Source organism: Sphingobium naphthae (assembly GCF_043589935.1).
GTDB classification, from domain to species: Bacteria; Pseudomonadota; Alphaproteobacteria; order Sphingomonadales; family Sphingomonadaceae; genus Sphingobium; species Sphingobium naphthae_A.
In genome coordinates, this window is the sequence record NZ_CP171454.1 from 2,361,736 (window position 1) to 2,381,494 (window position 19,759).

At 67.7% G+C, this 19,759-nt stretch carries 24 protein-coding genes; 7 read left to right on the top strand and 17 right to left on the bottom strand.

Annotation, left to right across the window (positions count from 1 at the left end; translation table 11 throughout):
• Window positions 1–43: 43 nt before the first annotated feature.
• On the bottom strand, window positions 44–2,704 hold the full coding sequence (locus ACGGKE_RS11720; RefSeq protein WP_394438057.1) for a M1 family metallopeptidase: 2,661 nt from the start codon (window positions 2,702–2,704) through the stop codon (window positions 44–46).
• Between the two features lie 166 nt (window positions 2,705–2,870).
• Complete coding sequence (gene queF / locus ACGGKE_RS11725) at window positions 2,871–3,332, bottom strand: preQ(1) synthase (protein WP_228167143.1); 462 nt, start codon at window positions 3,330–3,332, stop codon at window positions 2,871–2,873.
• A gap of 88 nt (window positions 3,333–3,420) precedes the next feature.
• On the opposite strand from queF, the gene ACGGKE_RS11730 reads away from it, so the two are divergent.
• The 5 genes from ACGGKE_RS11730 to ACGGKE_RS11750 all read left to right on the top strand — a co-directional run bounded on the left by ACGGKE_RS11730 (window position 3,421) and on the right by ACGGKE_RS11750 (window position 8,657).
• Window positions 3,421–4,671: a hypothetical protein gene (locus tag ACGGKE_RS11730; RefSeq protein WP_394438060.1), complete on the top strand. Its 1,251-nt coding sequence runs from the start codon at window positions 3,421–3,423 to the stop codon at window positions 4,669–4,671.
• 90 nt (window positions 4,672–4,761) lie between these two features.
• The gene (gene sseA / locus ACGGKE_RS11735) at window positions 4,762–5,607 is read left to right on the top strand and encodes a 3-mercaptopyruvate sulfurtransferase (protein WP_394438062.1); all 846 of its coding nucleotides are present in this window, start codon (window positions 4,762–4,764) and stop codon (window positions 5,605–5,607) included.
• Window positions 5,604–6,824: a cystathionine beta-lyase gene (gene metC, locus ACGGKE_RS11740; protein ID WP_394438064.1), complete on the top strand. Its 1,221-nt coding sequence runs from the start codon at window positions 5,604–5,606 to the stop codon at window positions 6,822–6,824. Before sseA ends, metC begins: the two co-directional genes overlap by 4 nt.
• Before the next feature lie 5 nt (window positions 6,825–6,829).
• The gene (locus ACGGKE_RS11745; RefSeq protein ID WP_394441949.1) at window positions 6,830–8,077 is read left to right on the top strand and encodes a mechanosensitive ion channel family protein; all 1,248 of its coding nucleotides are present in this window, start codon (window positions 6,830–6,832) and stop codon (window positions 8,075–8,077) included.
• A gap of 58 nt (window positions 8,078–8,135) precedes the next feature.
• A complete protein-coding gene (locus ACGGKE_RS11750; protein WP_394438066.1) occupies window positions 8,136–8,657 on the top strand; it encodes a beta-carotene hydroxylase in 522 nt (173 codons plus the stop codon).
• Here ACGGKE_RS11750 and ACGGKE_RS11755 read toward each other — a convergent pair.
• From ACGGKE_RS11755 to ACGGKE_RS11800, 10 genes are read right to left on the bottom strand one after another with little or no spacing between them, the layout of a single operon-like run.
• Window positions 8,626–9,120, bottom strand: a complete 495-nt coding sequence (locus ACGGKE_RS11755) for a hypothetical protein (protein ID WP_394438068.1) — start codon at window positions 9,118–9,120, stop codon at window positions 8,626–8,628. The genes ACGGKE_RS11750 and ACGGKE_RS11755 overlap by 32 nt on opposite strands.
• 51 nt (window positions 9,121–9,171) lie before the next feature.
• Window positions 9,172–9,600 (bottom strand): SufE family protein, encoded by a 429-nt coding sequence (locus ACGGKE_RS11760; RefSeq protein WP_394438070.1) that lies wholly within the window; start codon window positions 9,598–9,600, stop codon window positions 9,172–9,174.
• Window positions 9,601–9,652: 52 nt separating this feature from the next.
• Complete coding sequence (locus tag ACGGKE_RS11765; RefSeq protein ID WP_394438072.1) at window positions 9,653–9,886, bottom strand: hypothetical protein; 234 nt, start codon at window positions 9,884–9,886, stop codon at window positions 9,653–9,655.
• Window positions 9,887–9,910: 24 nt separating this feature from the next.
• A complete protein-coding gene (locus tag ACGGKE_RS11770; RefSeq protein WP_394438074.1) occupies window positions 9,911–10,162 on the bottom strand; it encodes a hypothetical protein in 252 nt (83 codons plus the stop codon).
• Window positions 10,163–10,200: 38 nt separating this feature from the next.
• Window positions 10,201–10,545: a hypothetical protein gene (locus tag ACGGKE_RS11775; protein ID WP_394438076.1), complete on the bottom strand. Its 345-nt coding sequence runs from the start codon at window positions 10,543–10,545 to the stop codon at window positions 10,201–10,203.
• 22 nt (window positions 10,546–10,567) lie between these two features.
• Window positions 10,568–10,858, bottom strand: a complete 291-nt coding sequence (locus ACGGKE_RS11780) for a hypothetical protein (protein ID WP_394441952.1) — start codon at window positions 10,856–10,858, stop codon at window positions 10,568–10,570.
• Between the two features lie 25 nt (window positions 10,859–10,883).
• Window positions 10,884–11,264, bottom strand: coding sequence for an envelope stress response membrane protein PspC (gene pspC, locus ACGGKE_RS11785; RefSeq protein WP_394438078.1), 381 nt, complete (start codon window positions 11,262–11,264; stop codon window positions 10,884–10,886).
• 1 nt (window position 11,265) lies between these two features.
• Window positions 11,266–11,532 (bottom strand): envelope stress response membrane protein PspB, encoded by a 267-nt coding sequence (gene pspB, locus ACGGKE_RS11790; RefSeq protein ID WP_228167132.1) that lies wholly within the window; start codon window positions 11,530–11,532, stop codon window positions 11,266–11,268.
• Window positions 11,533–11,536: 4 nt separating this feature from the next.
• Window positions 11,537–12,217 (bottom strand): phage shock protein PspA, encoded by a 681-nt coding sequence (pspA, locus tag ACGGKE_RS11795; protein ID WP_394438082.1) that lies wholly within the window; start codon window positions 12,215–12,217, stop codon window positions 11,537–11,539.
• Window positions 12,218–12,260: 43 nt separating this feature from the next.
• A complete protein-coding gene (locus ACGGKE_RS11800) occupies window positions 12,261–12,431 on the bottom strand; it encodes a hypothetical protein (protein WP_394438084.1) in 171 nt (56 codons plus the stop codon).
• A gap of 184 nt (window positions 12,432–12,615) precedes the next feature.
• Here ACGGKE_RS11800 and pspF point away from each other — a divergent pair, with 184 nt between their 5' ends.
• Complete coding sequence (gene pspF, locus ACGGKE_RS11805; RefSeq protein ID WP_394438086.1) at window positions 12,616–13,632, top strand: phage shock protein operon transcriptional activator; 1,017 nt, start codon at window positions 12,616–12,618, stop codon at window positions 13,630–13,632.
• A gap of 292 nt (window positions 13,633–13,924) precedes the next feature.
• On the opposite strand, the gene ACGGKE_RS11810 is transcribed toward pspF, so the two are convergent.
• From ACGGKE_RS11810 to ACGGKE_RS11825, 4 genes are all read right to left on the bottom strand, one after another.
• Window positions 13,925–15,358, bottom strand: coding sequence for a UdgX family uracil-DNA binding protein (locus ACGGKE_RS11810; RefSeq protein WP_394438088.1), 1,434 nt, complete (start codon window positions 15,356–15,358; stop codon window positions 13,925–13,927).
• A gap of 37 nt (window positions 15,359–15,395) precedes the next feature.
• Complete coding sequence (locus tag ACGGKE_RS11815; RefSeq protein ID WP_394438090.1) at window positions 15,396–15,860, bottom strand: hemerythrin domain-containing protein; 465 nt, start codon at window positions 15,858–15,860, stop codon at window positions 15,396–15,398.
• A 59-nt stretch (window positions 15,861–15,919) separates the two neighbouring features.
• Window positions 15,920–16,267, bottom strand: coding sequence for a hypothetical protein (locus ACGGKE_RS11820; protein ID WP_394438092.1), 348 nt, complete (start codon window positions 16,265–16,267; stop codon window positions 15,920–15,922).
• A 70-nt stretch (window positions 16,268–16,337) separates the two neighbouring features.
• Window positions 16,338–17,585 (bottom strand): putative DNA modification/repair radical SAM protein, encoded by a 1,248-nt coding sequence (locus tag ACGGKE_RS11825; RefSeq protein ID WP_394438094.1) that lies wholly within the window; start codon window positions 17,583–17,585, stop codon window positions 16,338–16,340.
• 140 nt (window positions 17,586–17,725) lie between these two features.
• Here ACGGKE_RS11825 and ACGGKE_RS11830 point away from each other — a divergent pair, with 140 nt between their 5' ends.
• Complete coding sequence (locus tag ACGGKE_RS11830; RefSeq protein WP_394438096.1) at window positions 17,726–18,907, top strand: FAD-dependent oxidoreductase; 1,182 nt, start codon at window positions 17,726–17,728, stop codon at window positions 18,905–18,907.
• Window positions 18,908–18,916: 9 nt separating this feature from the next.
• Here the strand turns inward: ACGGKE_RS11830 and ACGGKE_RS11835 are convergent, their stop codons facing one another.
• Window positions 18,917–19,708 carry a transglutaminase family protein gene (locus tag ACGGKE_RS11835; protein WP_394438098.1) on the bottom strand — a complete coding sequence of 264 codons (792 nt, stop codon included), beginning with the start codon at window positions 19,706–19,708 and terminating at the stop codon, window positions 18,917–18,919.
• Window positions 19,709–19,759 lie beyond the last annotated feature (51 nt).

Here is a 19,759-nt window from a genome sequence, read left to right on the forward strand (position 1 = left end):
TAGAAGAAGGGCGGCCCGTCTCTGGGCCGCCCTTTGCTTTTCGTTATTTCTGCGCCGCGAACCAGGCGGCGAGCGGCGCCTTGAGCCGCTGGCGCGTCTCCACCCGCGTCTTGATCGCGGCGATGGCGCGGTCGACGACCTTGCGCGATTCGGGCGTCAGATATTGGGTGGCATAGGCGTCGAGCTTGGCCGCCATGGCCGGGTCGGCCGATCCGCCGCCCAGACGGGCGAGCGCCTGGCTGCGCGCCGACACGTCGATCAGCGCCTCATATTGCGCGCGATGGGCCAGCACATAGTCGACCGCCAGCATCGGATGCTCATAGCCGACCTGGCTGATGATCGCGGCGCTGGTGGTCTTGCCCGGCTCGTCGGTCAGCGCCAGGTCGAGCGCCTGCGCCCCTAGCTTCTGGTCGCGCGCGCCGCCCAGCAGCGCATAGAGCGTGCTCTTTTCCAGATCGGTCTTGGCGCCCTTCGCCATCATGCGCAGCTTGTCCCAGGTCGCCTGGTCGGCATTCTTCGCGATGATGCCCAGCCATACATTGCGCAGCGGGCCGTCGAGCGCGGTCGGATCGCTCTCCAGCGCGGCGAAGCGGCGATTGGCTTCCGCCACCACCGTCTTGTCGCCCATGTCGCCCAGCGTCGACACCAGTGCGGAGCGCAGCACCGGCACCTGCGGCCCTTCGCCGGCCTTGGCGTCGAAGCCGATGCGGCTCAGCACCGGACCCAGCTTGGCGGTGGCATAGGCGCCGACGCGCGCCTGCGCGGCGGCGTCACCTTCCAGCATGTCATAGGCGCTGCCCAGATAGCCGGGCACTTCGGCCAGCACGGCGGGGCTGGCGTTCGCCGGCACCGCATCGATCAGGTCGAGCGCCAGGCCGATCGGCTGATAGCCGCCCAGCCCCAGCTGGTAATTGTCGGCAAGCAGGCCGGTCTGGTCGATGCTGGACAGCCGGGTGAAGCCCTTGGCCAGAGCTTCCACGTTGGCGGCCGGGTAGAGCGAGCGATAATAGCCGGTCTGGCCGGCGTTGATCACATAGGCGCCGCAGCCCGGCAGCGTCATCTGCCCCTTGCCCTGCAGGATCAGTCGCTGCGGCGCGCCGCCGATCGTCTGCGCCATCACCGGCACGTTCCAGCTGAGCGGCGCCTTGTCCTTGTTGTCGCGGCTATATTCGCCCTGGCTCAGCGTCAGCAGCGTGCTGCCGCCCTGGCACTGGGCGCTTTCCACCTTGACCAGCGGAATGCCCGGCTTGCTGGTGAAGTCATGCGCGATCGCGACCAGCCCCTTGGCGCCCGCGCCCTCGACCGCCTTCCACAGATCGTCGGTCACCGTATTGCCATAGGCGTGGGCCTTCATATAGCTGCGGATGCCGTTGCGCCACACATCCTCGCCGGCGAAGCCCTCCAGCATGGTGATGACCGCCTCGCCCTTCTGATAGGTGATGGCGTCGAATGCCTGGTTCACCTGATCCACGGTGGTGATCTTCTGGACGACGGGATGCGTGGTGGACAGCGAATCCAGGCTCATCGCCGCTTCGCGCCCATCGACGCGGGTCAGCAGCATTTCCCATTCGGGCTGCAGCTTGTCGGTGACCTTGGTCGCCATCCAGCTGGCGAAGCCTTCGTTCAGCCACAGATCGTCCCACCAGGCCATGGTGACCAGGTCGCCGAACCACTGGTGCGCCATTTCATGCGCGACCGTTTCATAGATGCGGCGCTTGGTGCTTTCCGATGTGAAGCGCGGATCGACCAGCAGCGCGCGTTCGAAGGTGAAGATCGCGCCCCAATTTTCCATCGCGCTGAAAAACTGGCTCTGGCCCGGCCCGGCGACATTGTCGAGCTTGGGCAGGGGGAAGGGGACGCCGAAATAATCGTTGAAATAGGGCAGGATGCTGGCCGACGCGTCGAGCGCCAGCTGCGCCTTGCCCGTATTGCCCTTGCCGGTGATCACGCCAACTTCGGTCTGGCCCGCCATCTTGGTGGCCCGCTCCAGTTCGCCCAGGCCGAAGAAGAGCAGATAGGTGGACATTTTGGGGCTGGTGCCGAACGACACGCGGGTCTTGCCGCCGCCCATGTCCGCTGTCGATTTGACCGGCATGTTGCTGACGGCCAGTTCGCCGGTCGGCACGATGGCGGTCAGGTCGAACGTCGCCTTGTAGCTCGGCTCGTCCCAGCTCGGCACGAAGCGCCGCGCGTCGGGCGCTTCGAACTGGGTGAACAGAGCGCGCTTCGCCTGACCTTCATTATTGGTGTAGTCGAGCGCGAACAGGCCATTTGCCTGCTGATTGATGACGCCGGCATAGGCAAGGGCCAAGCGGTAATTGCCCGGCGCCAGCGGCTTGCCGAAATTCAGCGTCACGGTCTGCGCATCGGCATCGACCTTCGCCGCGCCCTTCATCGCCTTGCCATCGGTGGGCGTGAGCGTCACCGCGCCGATGCTGAGGTCGGCGGCGTTCAGCACCAGCGCCGGCATGGTCTGGCTGACGGTCACGTCGATGACGGTGTTGCCCGTGAAGCGCAGGTTCGCCGCGTCGGGTGTCACCTCGATTGCATAATGGCTGGGCGCAGCGCCGCGCGGCAGCTGCGTCGTGATGCCGGCGGCGGGTCCGGCGGGGGCGGCGGGGGCGGCGCTCTGCGCCAGCGCGGGGGTGGCCAATGCGACCGGGGCGGCCGCGATCAGCAGCGGCAGGATTTTGGCAAAGCTCATGGGATGGCAGACTCCGACACGTCTTGAGGGGCGGCATGAGATCCTGTCTCGCGCCCGATCAACGCGGGATCAACCGTTTCGTCGCATCGGTCAAGCGATGAGGTCGCCTGGCAATGTCGTTGGTCGAAGTCTGTTGCCCGTTTGTCAAACGATCGGGGGCGGCCGATCAGCCCCGGCCGCGATAGCCCGGCACATCCTGCGCGGGCAGCCACATCCCCGCCGGCGGCTCGCCCGATTGCCAGAACACGTCGATCGGAATGCCGCCGCGCGGATACCAATAGCCGCCGATGCGCAGCCAGATCGGCTTCATCTCGTCGAACAGGCGCTCGCCGATGCCGACGGTGCAATCCTCGTGGAACCCGGCATGGTTGCGGAACGCGCCCAGGAACAGCTTCAGCGACTTGGATTCGACGATGGTCGCGGCGGGCGCATAGTCGATCACCAGATGCGCGAAGTCGGGCTGTCCGGTCACGGGGCAGAGCGACGTGAATTCGGGCGCGGTGAAGCGCACCAGATAGGGCTTGCCCGGCCGGGGATTGGGGACATAGTCCAGCACGGCGTCCTGCGGCGAAGCGGGCAGGGCGCTGGTCTGGCCCAGGTGGAGGGGAGTCGTGGGAAGGTCTGTCATGGCCGCGCATCTACGCGATCGCACGGCTGATGTCATCGCCATGCATTGTTCACTTGCGGTTCAGCCATGCTTGTGCCTTGGCTGGACTATGGGGTCCCGCATTCGTCCGTTTCTGATCGCCGCGCCATGGCTGCTGGCCGCGCCTCTTTCTGCGCAGGAAACGGAACAGCCCACGGGCGTCTTTACGCTGCCGCCATCGCGCCCCGCGCCGGACCCGAACCGGCAGGGTCCGGAACTCGACGTCTATCGCGATCCGGTGACGCCGCGCGCCACACCGCCTGTGGTCGCGCCGCCGGTCGTCGCGCCATCCGTGACGCCGCCGCCCGTCGCGACCCAGCCCGTCCCCGCGCAGCCCGCCCGTCCCCGTCCCGAAGCGCCGCGCGCCCAGCCGCCGGCCGAGCGCCCAGCGCCGACACCCGCTCCGGCGTCCGCCCCGACGCCAGCGACGGAGGCCGACGAGACGCCTGCCCCGGCCACCGACAGCGCGCCCGTCGAAACGCCAGCCCCCGCGCCGCCGATTGCGCCGGCCGACAATGCCGCGCCGGTCGCGCCGCCAGCGGAGCAGCCGGCAGCGGAAAACGCGAGGGCGGGATCGAACCTGCCCTGGCTGATCGGTGGCCTGCTGGCGCTGGTCGGGATCGGCGCGGCGGTGCTGCTGCTGCGCCGTCGCCGCACCGAAACGGTTGCGCCCCAGCCCGCCGCCGCCACGCCCGCGCCACCGCCCGCGCCTCCCAAACCGGCCGACGCCCCGCCGCCGCCCGCTCCTGCGCCCATGCCCGAAGCCGCCGCTGCCCCGGACGCAGCAGAGCGGCCCTGGGTCGATATGGATCTGGTGGTCAACCAGGCGCGCTATTCGCTGATGGGGGTGACCGTTGCCTATAATCTGATCCTGCACAATCGCGGCAGCCGCGCCGCGCAGGATCTGCTGGTGCGCGGCATCATCGGCAATGCCGGCGCGCAGCAGCAGGCGCTGCTCCAGGGCTTTTTTGGCGGCCAGGACGGGCTGCCGCTGCACAGCGTCGTCACGATCGCGCCGGGCGAAACGCTGCATCTGGCCGGCGAACTGCGCCTGGCGCCCGACCGGATCGTGCCGGTGGAGATGGGCCAGCGCAGCCTGCTGATCCCGATCGCGGCGTTCGACGCGGCCTATCGCTGGCAGCCCGACGAGGGCGAGAAGGAGGACAGCGGACTGGCGGCGGGCCGCACCGCGCGCGCCTTCATCGTGGGGCAGGAGCAGGAGCCGCCGACGGCGCGGCTGGCGCCGCTGCGCCTCGACCAGGGGCCGCGCCAGTATCGCCGTCCGGCCGCGCGCGCGGCGGCGGAGCTGACGCCGGCCTGACGCCTCTTTCCAGCCCGGTCCCCGCATTCTATCAGGGCTTGGCTATCAGGGTCTCGAATGCATCCGCATCACCGGGGTTGAAGGAGCCGCATGACGATCTTCGTTTCCACCGAATGGCTTGGCCAGCAACTGGGCGCGCCCGACCTCGTCATCCTTGACGCCAGCCTCTTCCTGCCGGGAACGCCGCGCGATCCGCGCGCGGAGTTCGAAGCGGGGCATATTCCCGGCGCAGCCTATATGGACTTGCCCGGACTCAGCGATCCCGACGATCCGACGCCCGGCATGCTGCCCCCCGACGCGATGATGACGCAGCGGATGCAGGCGCTGGGCGTCCATCGGGACAGCCGGATCATCGTCTATGACAATAGTCCGACCCACAGCGCCGCGCGCGGATGGTGGATGATGCGCGTCTATGGCCTGGGCGCGTCCGCCGCGATCCTGGACGGGGGCTTGCCCAAATGGCTGGCGGAGGGGCGGCCGGTGGACAGCGGCCTGCCGGCGATCCCGCCCGGTAACGCCGTCGCCCGGCTTGATCGCGCGCAGGTCCGGACCAAGGCCGACATTCTGGCCAATCTGGACAGCGGCGCGGCGCAGCTGGTCGATGCGCGCGGGGCGGGCCGCTTCACCGGCGCGGAAGCCGAACCGCGCCCCGGCATGGCGTCGGGCCATATTCCCGGCAGCCGCAACCTTCCCTCGTCCGCCCTGTTCCAGCCCGACAACTGCATGAAGCAGGGGGCCGAGTTGCGCCGTCTGTTCGAGGAAGCCGGCGTCGATGTCGACCGGCCGGTCATCACCACCTGCGGCAGCGGCGTGACCGCCGCCATCCTGCTGGCGGGTCTTGAGTCGCTCGGGCAACAGCATGTCGGCCTTTACGACGGCAGCTGGTCGGAATGGGGCTTCGACAAGACGACACCGAAAGCGACAGGTCCGGCATGAAGGACGAAGCGGGCGGCAAGGACGGGCGCAAGCCGCTGACGCAGCTGGTGCAGGCGGGGCGCAAGCCGGAATGGACCGGCATGCCCGGCCAGCCCGGCGGCATCGTCAGCCCGCCGGTATGGCGCGCTTCCACCATCCTCTATGACGATGTCGCGCACCTGCGCCGGGCCGCAGCGAGCAGCACGCATGAGCGGCTTTTCTACGGGCGCAAGGGGACGCCGACCGCCTGGAGCCTGGCCGACGCGCTGACCGAGATGGAGCCGGGGGCGGAGGGGACGATGCTCTTTCCCTCGGGCGTGGCGGCGATCGCCTGCGCGCTGATGGCGGTGCTGAAACCGGGCGACCGGCTGCTGATGGTCGATAGCGTCTATGACCCGACCCGCGGCTTCTGCACCCAGATGCTCAAAAGTTTCGGTATCGAAACGATCTATTATGATCCGATGGCGCCCGATCTCGATGCGTATCTGGCCGACGGGCCGATCCGCGCCATCTTTCTGGAAAGTCCCGGCAGCCTGACCTTCGAGGTGCAGGATATACCCGCCATCACCGCCTGGGCGCGCGCCCATGGCGTCGTCACGCTGATGGACAATACCTGGGCGACGCCGCTCTACTTTCCGGCGATTACCAAGGGCGTGGATATCGCGATCCTGGCCTGCACCAAATATATCGTCGGCCACAGCGACGTCATGATGGGCAGCGTCACCGCGACCGGCGCCTGGTTCGGCAAGGTTCGTCAGACCGCCTATGCCTTCGGACAGATGGTGAGCCCCGACGACGCCTGGCTCGCGGCGCGGGGGCTGCGGACGCTGGGCGTGCGGCTGGCGCAGCATCGCGACGGCGCGCTCGCCGTCGCGCAATGGCTCAAGACGCAGCCCGGCGTCGCCCGGGTGCTGCATCCCGCGCTGCCCGACTGCCCTGGCCATGACCATTGGGCGCGCGATTTCTCCGGCTCGACCGGACTCTTCACCTTCATCCTCGATGGCGGCGACGAAGCCGCGCGCGCCGCGCTGATCGACGGGCTCGCTCATTTTGGCATCGGCTATAGCTGGGGCGGCTTCGAAAGCCTGGCGCTGCCGGTCGATCCGGCCCGCTACCGCAGCGCCACGCGCTGGCAGGCAGCGGGGCCGGCGGTGCGGCTGCACATCGGGCTGGAGGATCCCGCCGACCTGATCGCCGATCTCGACGCGGGCCTCGCGCGCTTCCGGGCGGCGTCATGACGCACATGATCCCGCCCGAACTGCTGGCGCGGCTGGAGCGCGGCGCCGACTGGATCGAAGGCGGGATCGCGCTGGGCGTCGCCATCGGCCTCTATCTGCTGGCGGCGGCGCTGGCGCGCATCATCGCCCGGCGGATCGAGCCGCACTGCGCGCATCTGGGCCCTACATTCGCCCCGCATGTCCGCCCGCTGGTGCGGCATGGGCTCGCGACGCTGCTGGTGGGCATCGCGACGGCCGTCTGGCCGACCGGCACGACCGCCAACATCGTTCTCGCCTGCGTCATGGGCTGGGCGCTGGCGCTGGCCGCCAATCATCTGCTGCGGGCGGTGTCGATCCCGCTCTGGGCGACGGTGCCGCTGTCGATCCTGATCTTCGTCATGCTCCTGTCAGGCAGCACCGGCGGCATCACGCCGCTGGCGCAGATGCTGGACAGCGTCGGCCTGCAACTGGGGAAAAGCCGCATATCGCTGCTCGACGTCATATCGGTCGCGGCGATCGGCGTCGGCCTGTTCGGCGCGGTGCGGCTGGCGAACCGGGTGCTGGCGCGCAGCATCGCGCGGTCGCGCGGGCTCGATCCGACGCAGAAGCTGCTGGCGGAAAAGCTGGCCGGCATCGCCATCATCGCCGCCGCCTTCTTCTTCGGCATCGACGTGCTGGGGATCGACCTGACCGCCTTCGCGGTCTTTTCCGGCGCGCTGGGCCTGGCGGTGGGCTTTGGCCTGCAAAAGACGGTCGGCAATCTGATCGCCGGCATCATCCTGCTGCTCGACCGGTCGATCAAGCCGGGCGACGTCATCGTCGTCGGCGACAGTTTCGGCTGGGTCAACAAGATCGGCGTGCGCGCCGTCAGCGTCATCACCCGCGATGGCAAGGAACATCTGATTCCCAACGAGAATCTGATGACGCAGGAGGTGGAGAACTGGTCCTATTCCGATCGCAATGTCCGCATCCACATCCCCGTCGGCATCGCCTATGACAGCGATCTCGACCTGGCGCAGAAGCTGATGATGCAGGCGGCGCTCGACAGCCCGCGCGTGCTCAAGAGCCCCCGGCCCAATGTCTGGCTGACCGGCTTTGGCGAAAACAGCGTCGATCATGAGATCCTCGCCTGGATCGCCGATCCCGAAGCGGGCGTGGGCAATGTCAGGTCGGACGTGCTGGGGCGGCTCTGGCACCTGTTCCGCGACCATGGGGTCACCATCCCCTACCCGCAACGCGTCGTCCATATGGCGAAGCCAGGCGAAGAGGACTGAACCGCGCCCTTCGCTTTCCGCCATGGCATCGCTGGGCGCTGATCCCTATAAAGGGGCCATGTCGCCGCTCGCCCTCTTGCTGATCTTCGTCGCCACCATCGCCGCGATGGAAGGCTTCGCCTATGTCATGCACCGCTGGGTGATGCACGGGCCGGGCTGGTTCCTGCACGCCAGCCATCACCGGCCGCGCGCCGGCCATTGGGAAGCGAACGACCTCTATTTCGTGATCTTCGCCTTGCCATCGATCCTGCTGCTGCTGGGTGGGGTGCAGTGGAACTGGGGCGCCTGGGCGACGGCGGTGGGCGCGGGGATCGCCGCCTATGGCGCCATTTACCTAGGCTTTCACGACATCATCGTGCATCGGCGGGTGGGGCATCGCTATGTGCCGCGCTCGCGCTACATGAAGCGCATCGTCCAGGCGCATCGCCTGCACCATGCGGTCGAGACCAAGGAGGGGACGGTCAGCTTCGGTTTTCTGGTGGCGCCCCGGCCCGAAGCGCTAAAGCGCGAACTGGCGCGGCGCGACCGCGCCGGGGTGCGCGCGCCGGTCACGCCGGCAGGTCAAGCCCCGCGACATTGAAGGTGAAGGCGGCGGTCTCGTCCTTGGGCCCCACGATCAGGTCCACCTTGATCTGGTCCGACGCGGCGATCGTTTCATAGGCTTTTTGCGAAGGAGGCAGTTCGACGCCGTCCTTGGCATCGGTCAGGCGGCCCGTCCATGTCTCGCTCTCGCCCTTGCCGTTGGTGACGGTCACCGCGCAGGCCGACAGGTCGCATTGGAAGGGCGCGCCGACCAGCTTCACCGTCACCGTCTTTTCGCCATTGCGCATCGACTGGACCAGCAGCACGGCGAAGGTGTCGGGCGCCGTCGGCGTCTGGACGCTGTTGGCGCTGCCGATATAGGCGACCTTCGCCTGCCCGGTCGCGCCGCCTTCATATTTCCAGACCTGGCCGATCTGCTGGCGCTGCGTGGGGCCGTCCTCCTCGCCCGACGAACAGGCGGCGAGCAGCGAAAGAGCCGCCAGGGCTATGATGGGGCGCATGGATCATCCTCCTAGTGGAGCAGGATCAACGCGGCTGCGCCGGCGCTGGTTTCACCCGGCGTAGCGCGCCGCGGTCTCGCGGATCAGCGCGATCATGTTGGGAATGCCCTGGGTGCGGTTGGAACTGAGCTGGTTGCGCAGGTCGAAGGGCGCCAGCGCGGCCTCTATGTCGGTGGCGACGATCTGCGCCGGGGCGCCGTCCTGCACCGTCAGCAGCACCAGCGCGATGATCCCCTTGGTGATCGCGGCGTTGCTGTCCGCCAGGAAATGAAGCCGCCCATTCTCCAGCACCGTGGGATAGACCCACACCGCCGCCGAACAGCCCCGCACCAGCGTCGCATCGGTCTTGAGCGCGTCGGGCATCGGCTCCAGCGTCCGCCCCAGGTCGATCAGCAGCCGATAGCGATCGTCCGCGTCGAGAAATTCATATTCGTCCTGAAGGTCGGCAAGGGCCGGACGGGCAGCGGGCATGTCGGTCATGGCCGCCCATATAGGCGCAAAAGCGAGCGCGGGAACCCGCTATCGCGCGGCGTCAGAGATCGACGCCCGCGGCGATCGCCTCCAGCTTGCGGATGCGTTCCTTGAGGTCGGCGACCTCGATCCGGGCGGCGGCCGACGGCGGGGCGGCCTCCTCGCCGCGGCGGCCAAGCTCCGCGCGCTTGAGGTCGAGCCAGCCGTTCCAGCCGCGCAGCGCCGTAGTGGCGAGGATGGCGATGCCGGCCAGGCCGCTCGCCGCCAGCGTGAGATAAAGAGTGGGGTCCTGCATCATAGCCTCCCTGGCGGACCGTTCTCAGTCGCGGTTCCGCAATTTGTCGAATTCCCGCTCCAGCGCGGCATTGTCGTCGGTGGCGAGCCGTTCCAGCACCGCCACCCGGTCCTTGAGCGCCTTCACCTCGGCGCGCAGCCGGTCGGCTTCCGGATCGGGGCCGCGGCGGATGAAGTCCTCACCCTTGTGGCGGTTGACCACGCCCATGCGCGCCTTCACCACCTGCGCGATCATCACGATGGCGATGATGGCGACGACCATTTCAAACGGATTCATGTCACTCACTCCCTGTTGGCGCGTCGTGCCTCGCCGCGTCAGTTGGCGGGGCCGCGCAGCCTTTCGATGTCGCGGGTCAGCTGGTGGCTTTCGTCGGTGACGATGCGTTCGACCACCGCCAGGCGGTCCTTCATCGATCCGATTTCGGCGCGCAGCTGCGCATTTTCCTGGCTCAGCAGGCGGATGCGCTCGACCATCTCCTCATTCTTCTGCGGATAGATGGCCTGGCCCCAGACGCCGTCCAGCGGATAGCCGTGGCGCACCCGCAGCCAGGTGGTGAAGATCCAGCCGGCTACGCCCATCGCCCCGATCAGCAGGCCGCCGCCGATGATCCACGGCAGGTTGGGGATGATGATGGCCCCTGCGGTATCAACCTCGTTCATGATCTTTCCCCTCGCCCTGGCGTCAGCGCAGCGCGTCGATTTCGCGCGCGGTGCGGGCGGCGGGATCGGTGGCGATCCTCTCCAGCACGGCGATGCGTTCCTCCAGGCGGCTGATGCGGCCCACCAGCATTTCGTTTTCGCTGGCCAGCAGGTCTATTTTTCGACCGGCGTCGGGATCGGTTCGATGAACGGTGTTCCCATTATCGTCGGTGACGGGATAGCCGTGCTTGACGCGCAGCCAGGTCGTGATCACCCAGGCGCCCATCGACAGGGCGATGATGGCGATCACGAAATTGGGTCCTGCAAAACTCATCATCCATACTCCCTAGGCGGGGCGCTCAGCGCAGGCTGTCGATCTCGTCGGCCAGGCGCGTGTTGCGGCTGGTATAATATAGCTCGATGTCGGCGAGCCGGCGGTCGATGTCGCGGAATTTGGACCGGACGTCGCGGGTGGAGCGCGCCGGGTTGGTGCGCACGCCCTGCCAGAACTTCTCGTCCGCCCGGTCCGAATACAGCCCCACGGGCTTGGCGACGGCGAAATAGGCGGCGGCGAAATAGGCGATCAGCGTCCAGGGGAAGGCGCCCATCAGGGTCACCAGCACCGCGCCGACCCGAATCCAGACCACGTCGATCCCGGTATAGTCGGCGATGCCGGAGCACACGCCCATCCACTTGCCATTCTGCTTGTCGAGATAGAATTTGGTGCGGCGGGCGCTCATGTCAGTTCCTCCGGTCGAAAGTGTAGCTGTCGTCCTGTTCCGGACGTTGCGGGCGGAAGTCGGGATTGTCGGCGGCGACGATCCGTTCGACCGTCTGCAGCCTGTCTTCCAGACGGCGGGCGAGCAGGTGGAGTTCATCCAGCAGCCGCTCGTCCTCGTCGGTGATCTTGGGCGCCTGCTTCCACTTGGTGACATAGTGGAAGATCAGCCAGGGCATGCCGATGAACAGCATGCCGACTACGGCGATGGGGACGAAAACCTCCTCCATGGGATCAGGCTCCCCCGCTCTTGCCGGCGTTCATGCTGGCCTTGAGCGCGGCGAGATCGGCATCGACCTTGTCGGCCGACTTCAGCTCCGCGATTTCCTCCTCCAGCGTCTTGGGCTGTCCGCCCAGCGCCATCGCGTCGGCGCGGCCTTCGGCCATGTCCACGCGGCGTTCCAGCATGTCGAAGCGGGCAAAGGCTTCGTTGACCTTCTCGCCGGCATAGGCTTCGCGCACCCGCAGGCGGTTCTGCGCGCTTTCCATGCGGCTGACCAGGCTGTTCTGGCGGGCGCGGGCCTCGCGCAGCTTGCCCTGCAGCTTGGCGATATCCTCTTCGGACGCCTTCAGCGCCTCGTCGAGCGTCTCGATCTCATGAGTCAGATGCTCGGCCATGTCGGCCGCCTTCTGCCGTTCGACCAGCGCCGCCTTGGCCAGGTCCTCGCGGTCCTTCGACAGGGCAAGCTGCGCCTTTTCGGTCCAGCTGTCCTGCAGGGCGTTGAGCTTGGCGATATGCCGGCGCATCTCCTTCTGGTCGGCGATCGTGCGGGCGGCGGACGCGCGCACCTCGACCAGCGTCTCCTCCATTTCGAGGATGATCATGCGGATCATCTTCGCGGGATCCTCCGCCTTGTCGAGCAGGTCGGTGACGTTGGCGGCGATGATGTCTCGGGTGCGGGAGAAAATACCCATTGTCTTGGCTCCTGATGGTCTTGTTCGTATTAAGTCCGCGCCCTTATGCCAGGTAGGGGGCAGGCGCGGCGGTCTGGCTGGACGCGAGGATCGGCGCTTCGCTGGCGCGGGCCGGACCGACCGCCGAAAGGATCATGGTCGATCCGAACAGGATGGCGGCGATGGCGACCGACATCAGCTGGCCGATCTCGCGAATGGTGTTGGTCTTTTCCATTGTCTTTGCTCCCTGAACCTTGGCCTTCATGTGGTTCCGCATCTTGTTGCGGATTGCCCGAAGCTTTGCAGGAGGCGTGCCAGTTTCGAAAATCGACGGGTTTCCTGCATTTTCCGTTCAGCGAGACAGGGGGAATTTCGCGCCCTCTTGCCAATCGGTGGGAAATTTCACCATAAGTTGGCGCATGGAGAAAAATACGCAGTTCGTGGGCCAGAGCCTCGCCTTTCTCGACGCGGTCGAGCAGGCCGGTCGCGCGGCGGAGCTCAACCGCCCGGTGCTGGTGATCGGCGAGCGCGGCACCGGCAAGGAGCTGATCGCCGAGCGGCTGCATCACCTCAGCCCGCGCTGGGGGGAACCGCTCATCACCATGAACTGCGCCGCCCTGCCCGAAACGCTGATCGAGGCCGAGCTGTTCGGCCATGAACAGGGCGCCTTCACCGGCGCCAGTCGCGCGCGCGCCGGGCGGTTCGAGGAAGCCGACGGCGGCACGCTGTTCCTGGACGAACTGGGCACGCTGTCGATGGCGGCACAGGAACGGCTGCTGCGCGTCATCGAATATGGCGAAGTGACGCGCATCGGCGCCTCGCGCGCGGTGCGGGTGGATGTCCGCATCGTCGCGGCGACCAATGAGGACCTGCCCGCCGCCGCCGACGCTGGGCGCTTTCGTCCCGACCTGCTCGACCGGCTGAGCTTCGAGGTCATCACCCTCCCGCCGCTGCGCGCGCGCGAAGGCGATGTCGTGGTGCTGGCCGATCATTTCGGCCGGCGCATGGCGGCCGAGCTCAACTGGCCGCAATGGCCCGGCTTCACCGCCGCCTGTTCGGCCGAGCTGGAAGGTTATGGCTGGCCCGGCAATGTACGCGAGCTGCGCAACGTGGTCGAGCGCGCCGTCTATCGCTGGGACGAGCCGGCGCGGCCGATCAGCCGCATCACCTTCGACCCCTTCGCCTCCCCCTGGAAACCGCGCCCGATGATGCCGCGCCAGGAGCCGCGAGCGGAAACGGCCGCCGCCCCGTCCGCGTCATCGCCCTGCGATAGCGTCAGCGACCTCAAGGCTGCGGTCGACGCTTACGAAGCCTCGATCATCCGCGCCGCGCTGGAACGCTACCGCTACAACCAGCGCGCCACGGCCAAGGGGCTGGGCCTTACCTACGACCAGCTGCGCCACTGCATGAAGAAACACGACCTGAGCGCCGGTTGAGCGAGTCCCTGTCCAGCAGCGCGATGGTCGGGCTGATCGCGAATATCGCGCAACGCTCATCCTCCGCCCTTTAGAGGAAGGCGAGGATTGTGCGGGCTCCCGGCTTTTAAGTCGGCCTTCGGCGCGGGAGTGACGAAAAGAAGGTCGAGTCTAGGCATCATCCTCCCCTTGCAGGGGAGGATGGCTGAAAAATGCCCATTGCCGCCAGAATAAACCCGTCCTGTCCCTCGCTAACCGAAGCTCAGCACGAGGGCACCCGGCCACGATCCATCCGAGCGCTTGTCACCCGCACTCACCCCAGCGCCTTCACGCGCTCTCCAACCATCCGCAGCTCCGCGACGAAGCGCGCGCGTTCCTCGGCTTTTTTGGCTTCGTCGGGGACGCGCAGCAAATAGCTGGGATGCACCGTCACCCATCCTTCCGCGCCGCCTTCCAGCGGGATGGCCGAGCCGCGCGTGCGGCTGATCGTCACGGCCTTGCCCAGCATCGCGCGCGCGGCGGTCGCGCCGAGCGCCACCACCAATCGCGGCCGCACGATATCCAGTTCCTGTGTCAGCCACCAGCGGCAGGCCTGGACCTCGCCCGCTTCGGGGGTCTGGTGGATGCGCCGCTTGCCGCGCCGCTCGAACTTGAAATGCTTGACCGCGTTGGTGACATAGGCGCGGGCGCGGTCCACGCCCGCCTCGGCCAGCGCCTGGTCCAGCAACTGCCCCGCCGGCCCGACGAAGGGCCGCCTGGTCAGATCCTCCTGGTCGCCAGGCTGTTCGCCGATGAACATCAGCGGCGCGTCCAGCGGGCCTTCGCCGAACACGGTCTGCGTCGCGTCCTTGTAGAGCGGGCAGCGGGTGCAGCCCATTGCCTCGTCGCGCACCGCCGCCCAGACCGGGCCGCTGTTGCCGCCGCCGAAGGGCCGACCGACGCTTGTCGCTTCGGCGGATCGCGCGGCTGCGCGTGGCGCGCTAGCGATCATTGCCGCCTCGCGCGCCTGCGCGCCCGCGACCAGGTCGGGAATAAGCGCCGCTTCGGGCAGGTTGCGCCAGTATTTCTTGGGCATTTCCGACAGCATCGCCCCGGTCTTGAGCCGGGCCGGGTTGAAGATCGCGGCATAATAGCCTTTCCACAGGGCCTCGACCGGGTCGCCATCGGGCGCATCGGCACGGGTCGCGCCCGGCCCCTCGCGCAGGACTTCCCCGTCCCAGTGGATGCTGATCGCCGGGGTCAGGATCGACCAGCGCATGGTGGCGAAGCGGCGCACGAAAAAGCCCGCATTGGCGCGAACGATATGATGCTCGGGTTCGAACCAGGCGACGAAACGAGCGCCGTCGTCCTCTTCCACCTCGCGGAAACGGACGAAGGCGCGCATCTTGTGAATGTCGCGCCGCACCGCCTTGGCGAGCATATCGATGCGCCGCAGCAACGGATCGGCCTTGTCCTCCATCAGCCCCGGCCGGTCGCGCAGCCGCACCAGCAGCGCATAGAGCAAGGCGAAGCGTTCCGGATCGCTGTGCAGGATCGCCGTTTCAGCCAGATCGACAAAGGCGCGCGGCACGGAAAAGGCGGCGCGGATCGGGGCGGGCGGCAGCGGCGCGTCGCCGAACAGGTCGCCGCCCGCCTCCCCGACCTGCCATGTCACTCGATCGGGTTCGACTCCGGCGATCGCCAGCCGCCGCGCCGCATCGCGCCAGCCATCCACATCGTCCGGCGCATCCAGGACGACGCGGTGCACGGCTGCGCCCGCGGGGTCGGCGGCGGCGCGCAGGGCCTTATTCCTCGGCTTGCGCGCGCTCCAGTTCGGCGGGCTTGCGCTCGGCGAACCGGGCGCCAAGCTGCTCCTCCTCCTGCGCGCTCAAATCCTTGGCGGCGTCGGGGAACATTTCCTCTTCCTCCTCCTCGATATGATGGAGGTAGCGCTTCTTCATCTGCGCGAAAGTTTCCCGCCATTCCGGCCCGTCGAAGCTCTGCTCCTCCATCTCCTCGAGATAATCCTCGATCTCCTTATGCTCGGACACGCTGTGCTGCGCATCCTCGCGCAGGTCGGGGCGCGCGAGCATGGTGGCGTAGAGGGTTTCCTCCTCCGCCGCGGCATGCGCCTTCACTTCGACCTTGAATTGCTCGAACAGCTTTTCCAGCCGGTCGGGCTTGCCCTGCGCGTCCGCCATCTTGGCGAAGAGCTGGCGGTGGGAATCATGATCCTGCTTGAGGCGGTGAAAGATGCTGGCGTCGGCCATGATGGAATCTCCTCTTGTCGAGGAGGAGAACGACGCGCGCGGCAATTGGGTCCGGCGCGTCAGCCGAACAGGAAGCGGAAGATGATGGCGACCGGAATCCACAGCAGCCCGCCGACCAGACTGGCGACCCACAGCTGCAGCACGTCGCGGCGGAAACGCAGCGACAGGCCGCCCTGCGACAGGCCAGCCTGCTCCAGCATCTGCCAGCGCCGCTCCAGCCCGCGCGCGGCCACGGCATAGCCGCCGATCGCGACGATGATGCCCAGGTGCAGCGCGAGCGAACCGCCCATCTTCGCGACGATGAAGATCTGAAGCAGGCAGAAGACGACGAGCGCGGCGGCCAGATGGCTGCTGATCCGCTTGGCGAAGCCCTTGCGCTCCGACCGATGGCCCAATGTCGTCGCCACGACCCCAATCTCCTTCGATGACCCGGGACACAGTATTTCGCGAACGCGCCCGCCGATCAACCGGAAATTGCTAGGCGGCGAACAGATCGAGCTGTTTCGCCGGCGGCGCAAGCCGCGCGCGCAGGTCGGCGCGATCGACCAGCGCAGTGGGGCGCCAATCCGCCGTGACCAGGAAAGGCCGCAGCTTGGCGATGGAGACGGTCAGCCGCGCCACGTCATCCAGCCGCAGCCGCCGATGCCGCCGGCTGGCGAGGATGCGGTCGACCGCCTTCACGCCCAGGCCCGGCACGCGCAGCAGCGCCTCGCGCGGGGCGCGGTTGACGTCCACCGGGAACGCCGCGCGATGATTGAGCGCCCAGGCGAGCTTGGGATCGATGTCGAGCGGCAGGCATCCGGTCGCCGGATCGGTGGCGGCGGCGATCTCGCCCGCCTCATAGCCATAGAAACGCATCATCCAGTCCGACTGGTAGAGCCGATGCTCGCGCAGCAGCGGCGGCCGCTTGAGCGGCAGCACCGCGCTGGGCGAGGGGATGGGGGAAAAGGCGCTGTAATAGACGCGCCGCAGCCGGTGCCGGTCATATAGGCTGCTGGCGCGCGCGATGATTGCGCGATCGTCGGCCGCATCGGCGCCGACAATCATCTGGGTCGATTGGCCGGCCGGGGCGAAGCGGGGGGCATGGCGATATTTGCGCCGCGCCTCGCCCTTGTCCTCCATCTCGCTGCGCAAGTGGCGCATCGCGCCCTCGATCCGCGCGCCATCCTTTTCCGGCGCGAGCCGGCGCAGGCCCCCTTCGGTCGGCAGCTCGACATTGATGGACAGGCGGTCGGCGTGCAGCCCCGCCTGGCGCAGCAGGTCGGGATCGGCGTCGGGGATGGTCTTGAGGTGGATATAGCCGCGAAAATCATGATCTTCGCGCAGCGAGCGGGCGACCTCCACCAGCTGCTCCATCGTATAGTCGGACGACCGGATGATGCCGGACGACAGGAACAGCCCCTCGATATAGTTGCGGCGGTAGAAATTGAGCGTCAGATCGACCACTTCCCGGGCGGTAAAGCGCGCCCGGCGCACATCGCTCGACCGGCGGTTGATGCAATAATGGCAGTCGAAGATGCAGCTGTTGGTCAGCAGGATCTTGAGCAGCGATATGCAGCGGCCATCGGGCGCATAGGCATGGCAAATGCCCATGCCTTCGGTCGAGCCAATCCCCTTGCCGCCGCGCGAATCCCGCTTCGCCGTTCCCGACGAGGCGCAGGAAGCGTCATATTTCGCCGCATCCGCGAGGATTTCGAGCTTCTGGCGAGTGGACAGCTGGGCCATGATGTTCTCTCTATGTTCAGGATGGCGGGCTGTCCACAATCTGGATCAATATCGCGGCGGGCCGATGCGGATCGGGCGATCGGGCTGCGGGTCCGGGGGCGCCGTTCGTTGCAGCGGAAGAGAGAGCAGGGAGACGAAACATGGACCGGCGGAGCTTTCTGGGCGCGGGGATCGGCGGCGGCGCGCTGACGCTGGCGGCGGCGGCGCGAGCGGCCATGCCCTTCGATCCCTTCGCCGGGGTGGAGCCGATCCGCGCCAGCGCCGATCGCATCTTCCGCACCACGGTGTGCCTGCGCCCGTTCCGCGCCGCCGGCCCGCGCATCGCGGTCGAGCAGGTGGGGCGCAAGCGGGTCGTCCATAATTATGGCCATGGCGGCAGCGGCTGGTCGCTGAGCTGGGGTTCGGCCGAACTCGCCGTGCCGATGGCGATGGCCGACGGGGTGCGCAACATCGCGGTGATCGGCGCGGGCGCGCTGGGGCTGACCGCGGCGCTGACGGCGCAGCGCGCGGGCGCGCGCGTCACCATCTACGCCAAAGAGCAATTCCCCCATGTCCGCTCCGCGCGCGCCACCGGCACCTGGTCGCCCGACAGCCGCATCGCGATGGAAAAGGCGGTCGACCCCGGCTTTGCCGACCGGTGGGAGCGGATGGCGCGGACGTCCTTTTCCCTATATCAAAGCTATCTCGGCCTGGTCGGCGATCCGGTCGAATGGACCGATCGCTATATTCTGTCCGACAATGCGCCGGGCGCTGCGGCGCCCCTGGCGGCGCTGGCCCCGCCCGCGATCCTGCCCCCGGCTCCCGCCCCCAGGCGGCCCGACGATTTCCTCCATCTCGAAAGCCGCCTGCGCGACATCACGCCGCGATCGGTCGCGCTGCCGCCGGGCGCGCACCCTTTCCGCGCCGCGCATGTCCGGCGCAACAGTTCGCTGACCTTCAACGTCGCCGATCTGGCGCATCAGTTAACCAGCGATTTCCTGATCGCCGGCGGGCGGATCGAGCCGCGGGTCTTCCACGCGCCGGGCGATCTCACGCGGCTCAAGGAAAAGGCGATCATCAACTGCACCGGCTATGGCGCGCGGGCGCTGTGGCGCGACGAGAGCATCGTGCCGGTGCGCGGGCAGATCGCCTGGCTGATCCCGCAGCCGGGCGCGACCTTCGGCGTCTATTATCATGGCATCGCCCTGCTGGCGCGGCGCGACGGCATCGTAGTCCAGCCGGTGGGCGAGGACGAATGGTTCGGCTATGGCGACGCCAGTGAAGCGCCCGATCCGGCGGCGGCCCATGCCGCGGTCGCGGAAGTGGCGCGCTGGTGGGCGTGAGCGGCCGCCTCAGTCCTCGTCGGGCAGGCGGCTGACGCGGATGGACTGGGCGTTCATCTGCGCGCTGCCGAAGATCGTCATGAAGGCGATGTCGGTCGCGTCGCGGCCGACCGCGATCCGCGCCATGGTCTCGACCGGCGCCAGGCCCGTCGCATCGACCAGATGCCAGGCGCCGTCCAGCCACACTTCCACCACCGCATGGAAATCGGGCGGGTCGAGGTCCAGCGCATAGACCGACACCAGCCGCGCGGGAATGTCGCGCGACCGGATCAGCGCGGCGGTCAGATGCGCGAAGTCGCGGCACACGCCCTGCTGCGCCACGAAGGTGTCAGCCGCCGTAGTGGTGATGTTGGAACTGCCCGGCACATAGGCGACATTGTCGCGCACCCAATCGACCAGCGCCTGCACCAGCGCGCCGCCGTCCAGATCGGGGAAATGGCCGCACACGAAGCTCACGAACCGGTCGGCCTCGCAATAGCGGCTCGGCCAGATGAAGGGCAGCACATCCTCGGGCAGGCTGGGCAGCGGGCTGCGCGACAGGGTGCCGACATCGACCGGCGCGCGCTCGATCGCCATTGTCGCGCGATAGGTGCTCAGCATCCGACCCGTGCCAGTGCGTGTCCAGGTGCGCCGCCCGACGCCGCTGCCGCCGACCTTGTTGGTGAGCGGCCCGGCATTGTCGATGATGTGCGACTGGGTGAGCACGCGCTGGTCGGGCAGGGCCGCGGCCTCGACGGCGAGCAGCACGTCGGTCGGGCACGCGAAATCATAATCGAGGATCGCTTCGATCGCGAGGCGCATGGGGTCATCCGAATATGAGAGCGGGGCGAATCATCCCCTCCTCCGCAGCAT

Bases quoted from the DNA above. Each gene is read 5' to 3' on its own strand.
- ACGGKE_RS11720 (WP_394438057.1), bottom strand. From the start codon at position 2,704: ATGAGCTTTGCCAAAATCCTGCCGCTGCTGATCGCGGCCGCCCCGGTC.
- queF (WP_228167143.1), bottom strand. From the start codon at position 3,332: ATGACAGACCTTCCCACGACTCCCCTCCACCTGGGCCAGACCAGCGCC.
- ACGGKE_RS11730 (WP_394438060.1), top strand. From the start codon at position 3,421: ATGGGGTCCCGCATTCGTCCGTTTCTGATCGCCGCGCCATGGCTGCTG.
- sseA (WP_394438062.1), top strand. From the start codon at position 4,762: ATGACGATCTTCGTTTCCACCGAATGGCTTGGCCAGCAACTGGGCGCG.
- metC (WP_394438064.1), top strand. From the start codon at position 5,604: ATGAAGGACGAAGCGGGCGGCAAGGACGGGCGCAAGCCGCTGACGCAG.
- ACGGKE_RS11745 (WP_394441949.1), top strand. From the start codon at position 6,830: ATGATCCCGCCCGAACTGCTGGCGCGGCTGGAGCGCGGCGCCGACTGG.
- ACGGKE_RS11750 (WP_394438066.1), top strand. From the start codon at position 8,136: ATGTCGCCGCTCGCCCTCTTGCTGATCTTCGTCGCCACCATCGCCGCG.
- ACGGKE_RS11755 (WP_394438068.1), bottom strand. From the start codon at position 9,120: ATGCGCCCCATCATAGCCCTGGCGGCTCTTTCGCTGCTCGCCGCCTGT.
- ACGGKE_RS11760 (WP_394438070.1), bottom strand. From the start codon at position 9,600: ATGACCGACATGCCCGCTGCCCGTCCGGCCCTTGCCGACCTTCAGGAC.
- ACGGKE_RS11765 (WP_394438072.1), bottom strand. From the start codon at position 9,886: ATGCAGGACCCCACTCTTTATCTCACGCTGGCGGCGAGCGGCCTGGCC.
- ACGGKE_RS11770 (WP_394438074.1), bottom strand. From the start codon at position 10,162: ATGAATCCGTTTGAAATGGTCGTCGCCATCATCGCCATCGTGATGATC.
- ACGGKE_RS11775 (WP_394438076.1), bottom strand. From the start codon at position 10,545: ATGAACGAGGTTGATACCGCAGGGGCCATCATCATCCCCAACCTGCCG.
- ACGGKE_RS11780 (WP_394441952.1), bottom strand. From the start codon at position 10,858: ATGAGTTTTGCAGGACCCAATTTCGTGATCGCCATCATCGCCCTGTCG.
- pspC (WP_394438078.1), bottom strand. From the start codon at position 11,264: ATGAGCGCCCGCCGCACCAAATTCTATCTCGACAAGCAGAATGGCAAG.
- pspB (WP_228167132.1), bottom strand. From the start codon at position 11,532: ATGGAGGAGGTTTTCGTCCCCATCGCCGTAGTCGGCATGCTGTTCATC.
- pspA (WP_394438082.1), bottom strand. From the start codon at position 12,217: ATGGGTATTTTCTCCCGCACCCGAGACATCATCGCCGCCAACGTCACC.
- ACGGKE_RS11800 (WP_394438084.1), bottom strand. From the start codon at position 12,431: ATGGAAAAGACCAACACCATTCGCGAGATCGGCCAGCTGATGTCGGTC.
- pspF (WP_394438086.1), top strand. From the start codon at position 12,616: ATGGAGAAAAATACGCAGTTCGTGGGCCAGAGCCTCGCCTTTCTCGAC.
- ACGGKE_RS11815 (WP_394438090.1), bottom strand. From the start codon at position 15,860: ATGGCCGACGCCAGCATCTTTCACCGCCTCAAGCAGGATCATGATTCC.
- ACGGKE_RS11825 (WP_394438094.1), bottom strand. From the start codon at position 17,585: ATGGCCCAGCTGTCCACTCGCCAGAAGCTCGAAATCCTCGCGGATGCG.
- ACGGKE_RS11830 (WP_394438096.1), top strand. From the start codon at position 17,726: ATGGACCGGCGGAGCTTTCTGGGCGCGGGGATCGGCGGCGGCGCGCTG.
- ACGGKE_RS11835 (WP_394438098.1), bottom strand. From the start codon at position 19,708: ATGCGCCTCGCGATCGAAGCGATCCTCGATTATGATTTCGCGTGCCCG.